This window comes from Pseudomonas sp. SDO5522_S412, from assembly GCF_054071215.1.
The window spans coordinates 1-5162 of the sequence record NZ_JBSVWQ010000322.1 but is presented as its reverse complement, the minus strand read 5'-3'; the positions used below and the strand labels follow the sequence as shown (position 1 = coordinate 5162).

The window sequence follows — 5162 nt, the reverse complement described above, 5'->3', positions numbered from 1 at the left end:
ACGGTGGGTCAGTTAATGAAGATGGCGACTGAAACACCGCTTTCGCGAGCAAGCCCGCTCCCACATTGACTGTGCCCACTTTGGATTTGCGGGGTTACTCGTGATGCGGCTCGCCCAGGAAAGTCAGGGAACTGAACAGTCCGCGAGTCGCGACATCAGCATTGTCTTTGAGCGGGATTTCCACCTGCGCCGCAATCACATTCAATCCTTCATTTCTCACCAGCACCTGGGCGCGACCGTCTTTATCGGTCTCGGTGCTCAGGGTGTTCGGTGCGTTGCGATAGTCTCCGATCAGCTTGACCCCAGCCGCCGGCTTGCCATCCAGCAGCACCCGTACCGGCAGTGATTTACCCGGGCCGACCGTCAGCGGATCAACTTCCGGCAAGATCAGTAGCTTGATCTGATCCAGCTTCGGCACCTTCGCCCCCGGCTGGTAGATCGCCAGGCTGTACTTGAAGGTCTGGGTCGACTCAATCGCCCCCGGCACCTTGCTGCGGCCCTCGTTGATCCACTTCTTGTCAGGCGTCTGTGACCACATCCCGTTATCCAGGGCGACCGCCAGTACAGCCGGCGATTTGAGCGGCTTCAGGCGCGCATGGTCGGGCAGACGTTCCACGGTCACCGGGATCATTTTGCCGCTGGCGTCATAAGCCCAGGCGCCGCTGATTTTCTGCGCCTTGAACGCGTTGTCTTCGGCGCCGTGGCCGTAGATCACTTCGATATTGCCGCGCCGTTGTTCGGTCCACAGTCCGTGGGCCGAGACTTGGGTGGCAAACAGCAGGCCGAGCACGGCCAGGGATTTGAAGGCTTGCATGGTGACGTCCTTTTACAGGTTGAGGGTCAGGCTGACGGTGAAGTTGCGCGGCTCGCCGGGATTGACCCAGTAGTTGCTGTAGGAGCGCTCGTAGTACTTTTCATCGAACAGGTTGTTGAGGTTCAGGCCCACGGTGACGTTGTCGCTAGCCTTGTAATGGGCCAGTAAATCGACGGTGTGGTAGGCCGGTAATTCAAAGCGGCCCCCGGCTTCACCGGAGCGGTCGCCGACGTAGGTAAAGGCCGCACCGAGGTCGGAGCCGCGCAGCAGGCCGTCCTGGAATTCATACACCCCGAGCAAGCTGCCGCTACGTTTGGCTACGCCGAGAATCCGGCTGCCAGTGGGGATGGCTTTGTCGCCTTTGGTCACTTCGGCGTCGATGTAGGCAAAGGCGCCGATCACCCGTACGGCGTCAGTCACCTGGCCGGTCAGTTGCAGGTCAAAACCCTGGCTGCGGGCCTTGCCCATGGCGCGCTGTGTGTCGGTAGCCGGGTCCAGGGCCAGGACATTTTCTTTCTCGATATGGAAGGCGGCGAGGGTGGTGCTCAGGCGGTCGTCGAACAGCTCGCTCTTGATCCCGATTTCATACCCCACGCCTTCTTCCGGCTTGAAGGATTTGCCGCCGGCGTCCAGGCCATTGTTGGGTTTGAACGAGGTGGAGGCGTTGGCGAACAGGCCCACTTCAGGTGTCAGTTGGTAGAGCAAGCCGGCGCGTTGGGTCAGGGCGTCGTGGGTCTGCCGGCTTTTGGCATGGTTGCGGCTGAAGTCGTCGGTGCGCTGCTCGAAGTGTTCGAACCGCGCGCCGATCATCCCGCGCAGGCGGTCGGTGAAGATGATCTGGTCCTGCAGGTTCAGCGCCTGGCTTTTCACCTGTTCGAAAAAGTCAGTGCCGGAGCGCTTGCCGTTCGGTTTGGGCTGGCCATAGACCGGGTCATAGATGTCGATGGCGTAATCGCCGCCGGCGATGGCGGTCACCCGTTCTTTCTTGCGGTAGTCCTCGTACTCGGTGCCGATCAGCAATTCGTGCTGCCAACTGCCGATGTCGAACCGACCGCGCAGTTCGAGCTGGGTGATGCTGTCATGCCAACCGGTGGAGCGCTCGCGGTAGCGGCGGCTGAGGGTGTGGCCATCGGCATCCAGCAGGCGGTTTTCCGAGGCGTTGCCCCACAGGCTGCCTTGTTTGTAATGGCTGGCCAGGCGCAGTTGCCAGGCATCGTTGAGGTGATGCTCGAGGCTGGCTTGCAGGCGGTTGTTGTGGTTGCGGATATCGCCGTCGTCGGGCTCGCCGAGAAAGGTCGAGCGGGAGACGCCGCTCCAGCGGTTGTTGGGCGCAACGATGCCGCGGTCGAAAGTGGAGCGGTGACGCACGAATTCACTTTCCACCAGCAGGTGTGTGTCCGGGTCCAGTTGCCAACTGATGGAGGGCGCGACGAAGACCCGCCTGGCCTCAACGTGGTCGCGGAAGCTGTGGTTGTCTTCCACCGCCAGGTTGACCCGCGATAACACGTTGCCCTCGCTGTCCAGCGGCGTGTTCACGTCCAGCGCGGTGCGGTAGCGGTCCCAACTGCCGGCGCTGGTCTGCAGTGTGGTGAAGGCCTCGGGCTGCGGCTTTTTGCTGACGATATTCACCGTGCCGCCTGGGTCACCACGGCCATACAGGCTGGCGGCGGGGCCTTTGAGCACCTCGATGCGCTCGATGTTGGCCGCGTCCGGCGTGCTCGGGTAACCGCGGTTGGCGCTGAAACCGTCCACGTAAAACTCTGACGTGGTGAAGCCGCGAACGCTGTATTCGTAGAGCGTCAGGCCGCCGAAGTTGTTCTGTTTGGACACGCCGCCGGCAAACTCAAGGGCACGTTCGACGTTGGTGCTGCCCAGGTCGTTGAGTACCGAGGCGGGAATCACGCTGATGGACTGTGGGATATCCCGCAAGGCGGTGTCGGTTTTTGTGGCGCTGGCGGAGCGGGTAGCGCGATAGCCCTTGACCGGGCCGGTGGCTGATTCGTACGCCTCGCTGGTGATGCGGGTGGCTTCCAGTTCAAGGGTGGCGGTGTCTTCGGCGTAGGCCGGGTCCACCAGCAAACCCAGGGCGATTCCCGCCAGCGGGGCAAATCTTCGAGACGGCATGATAGAGCGTTCCAATAGCGATATTGAAACAATATAACATGACTAATGAGAATGAATTTCTTTTGAAATATTAGGTAACAGGAGCCCGCGAACGGGCTCCCGAAGCCGTTATTCCTCTTCTTTCACCGGTGCAGGCGGCGGACGCAGGCCGATTTCCGCCGACAGCTTGATTTCCTTGCCATTGCGCATCACCTGGATCGCCACCTTGTCGGTGGGTTTGATCCGCGCCACCTGGTTCATCGACTTGCGACCATCCCCGGCCGGCTCGCCGTCGATGCTGAGGATCACATCCCCCAGTTGCAGGCCGGCTTTCTGCGCCGGGCCGTCGCGGAAGATCCCGGCGACCACGATGCCAGGGCGTCCGGTCAGGCCAAACGACTCGGCCAGTTCCTTGGTCAGCGGCTGGACTTCAATCCCCAGCCAGCCACGAATCACCTGGCCATGCTCGATGATCGACTTCATCACTTCAGTGGCCAGCTTCACCGGAATCGCGAAACCGATGCCCTGGGAGCCGCCGGACTTGGAGAAGATCGCGGTGTTGATGCCGGTCAGGTTGCCGTTGGCATCCACCAGCGCGCCGCCGGAGTTGCCCGGGTTGATCGCCGCGTCGGTCTGGATGAAGTCTTCGTAGCTGTTGAGGCCCAACTGGTTACGCCCGGTGGCGCTGATGATGCCCATGGTCACGGTCTGGCCGACGCCGAAGGGGTTGCCGATGGCCAGCGCCACGTCACCTACGCGCAGCCCTTCGGAGCGCCCGATGGTGATCGAGGGCAGGCCTTTCAAATCGATTTTCAGCACCGCGAGGTCGGTTTCCGGGTCGCTGCCGACCACGCGGGCCAGGGTTTCCCGGCCATCACGCAGGGCCACCACAATCTGGTCGGCGCCGGTGGTCACGTGGTTGTTGGTGAGGATGTAGCCTTCCGGGCTCATGATCACGCCGGAGCCGAGGCTGGATTCCATGCGCCGCTGCTTGGGCGAGTTGTCGCCGAAATAGCGACGAAACTGTGGGTCTTCAAACAGCGGGTGCGCCGGTTTGTTGATGACCTTGGTGGTGTACAGGTTGACCACGGCGGGCGCGGCGATCACCACCGCATCGGCGTAAGTCACCGGGCCTTGTACCACCGCGCTGGTTTGCGGTGCCTGTTGCAGGTTGACATCAAGGGTCGGCAGGCCGACCAGTTGTGGATAACGCTGAATAATCAGCATCGCGATCAGCACGCCAGCCAACAATGGCCATCCAAAAAAACGCAGTGCCTTGAGCATTAAGAAAAATCCTGACAGGTTGCAGGGGGCGGGAGAGCGCCCATAATGTCGCGCATTATACGAGGCCGTGAGCGCCTCTGAACGGGATATTTAGGAGTCTTTTATGGCCGTTGCCCTGAGCACCTTAGTCGAGGAAGCGGACCGCTACCTTAATAGTGCCAAAATCGCCGATTACTGCCCCAACGGCCTGCAGGTCGAGGGCCGACCGCAAGTGCTGCGCATCGTCAGCGGCGTGACCGCCAGCCAGGCATTGCTGGACGCGGCGGTCGAAGCCCAGGCCGACCTGGTGCTGGTGCACCACGGTTATTTCTGGAAAGGCGAAAGCCCGTGCATCACCGGCATGAAGCAGCGCCGCCTGAAAACCCTGCTCAAGCACGACATCAGCCTGCTGGCCTATCACTTGCCGCTGGACCTGCACCCTGAGGTCGGCAACAACGTGCAACTGGCCCGGCAACTGGACATCACCGTCGAAGGCCCGCTGGACCCGGACAACCTCAAGGTCGTCGGCCTGGTGGGCTCCCTGGCCGAGCCGGCGTCGCCCCGTGATTTTGCCCGCCGCGTGCAGGAAGCCATGGGCCGCGAGCCGCTGCTGATCGAAGGCAGCGAGATGATCCGCCGCGTGGGCTGGTGCACCGGTGGTGGCCAGGGCTATATCGACCAGGCGGTGCTCGCCGGGGTTGACCTGTACCTGAGCGGCGAAGCCTCGGAGCAGACCTTCCACAGCGCCCGGGAAAACGACATCAGCTTCATAGCGGCCGGGCATCACGCCACCGAACGGTATGGTGTACAGGCGTTGGGTGATTACCTGGCGCGACGTTTCGCCCTCGAACACCTCTTCATCGATTGCCCAAACCCGATCTAACGAACACCACCGGACACATGTGGGAGCGGGCTTGCTCGCGAATGCGGTGCATCAGTCGCCATATGCATTGACTGACACACCGCATTCGCGAGCAAGCCC

General features: G+C 61.8%; 4 protein-coding genes. 1 reads left to right on the top strand and 3 read right to left on the bottom strand.

Annotated elements, in window-relative coordinates:
• Positions 1-94: 94 nt before the first annotated feature.
• The 3 genes from ACW9I6_RS30620 to algW all read right to left on the bottom strand — a co-directional run bounded on the left by ACW9I6_RS30620 (position 95) and on the right by algW (position 4201).
• Positions 95-814, bottom strand: a complete 720-nt coding sequence (locus tag ACW9I6_RS30620) for a DUF4198 domain-containing protein (protein WP_087693760.1) — start codon at positions 812-814, stop codon at positions 95-97.
• 12 nt (positions 815-826) lie between these two features.
• Entirely contained in the window at positions 827-2938 is a 2112-nt protein-coding gene (locus tag ACW9I6_RS30615) for a TonB-dependent siderophore receptor (RefSeq protein ID WP_457340175.1), read from the bottom strand.
• 108 nt (positions 2939-3046) lie between these two features.
• Positions 3047-4201, bottom strand: coding sequence for a Do family serine endopeptidase AlgW (gene algW / locus ACW9I6_RS30610; RefSeq protein ID WP_003208442.1), 1155 nt, complete (start codon positions 4199-4201; stop codon positions 3047-3049).
• A 103-nt stretch (positions 4202-4304) separates the two neighbouring features.
• On the opposite strand from algW, the gene ACW9I6_RS30605 reads away from it, so the two are divergent.
• Positions 4305-5063, top strand: a complete 759-nt coding sequence (locus ACW9I6_RS30605; RefSeq protein ID WP_003208444.1) for a Nif3-like dinuclear metal center hexameric protein — start codon at positions 4305-4307, stop codon at positions 5061-5063.
• The last annotated feature ends 99 nt before the right edge of the window (positions 5064-5162 follow it).

What these genes read in the sequence shown, in the direction of transcription:
- ACW9I6_RS30605 (WP_003208444.1), top strand. Translation starts at nt 4,305, where the DNA reads ATGGCCGTTGCCCTGAGCACCTTAGTCGAGGAAGCGGACCGCTACCTT.
- algW (WP_003208442.1), bottom strand. Translation starts at nt 4,201, where the DNA reads ATGCTCAAGGCACTGCGTTTTTTTGGATGGCCATTGTTGGCTGGCGTG.
- ACW9I6_RS30620 (WP_087693760.1), bottom strand. Translation starts at nt 814, where the DNA reads ATGCAAGCCTTCAAATCCCTGGCCGTGCTCGGCCTGCTGTTTGCCACC.
- ACW9I6_RS30615 (WP_457340175.1), bottom strand. Translation starts at nt 2,938, where the DNA reads ATGCCGTCTCGAAGATTTGCCCCGCTGGCGGGAATCGCCCTGGGTTTG.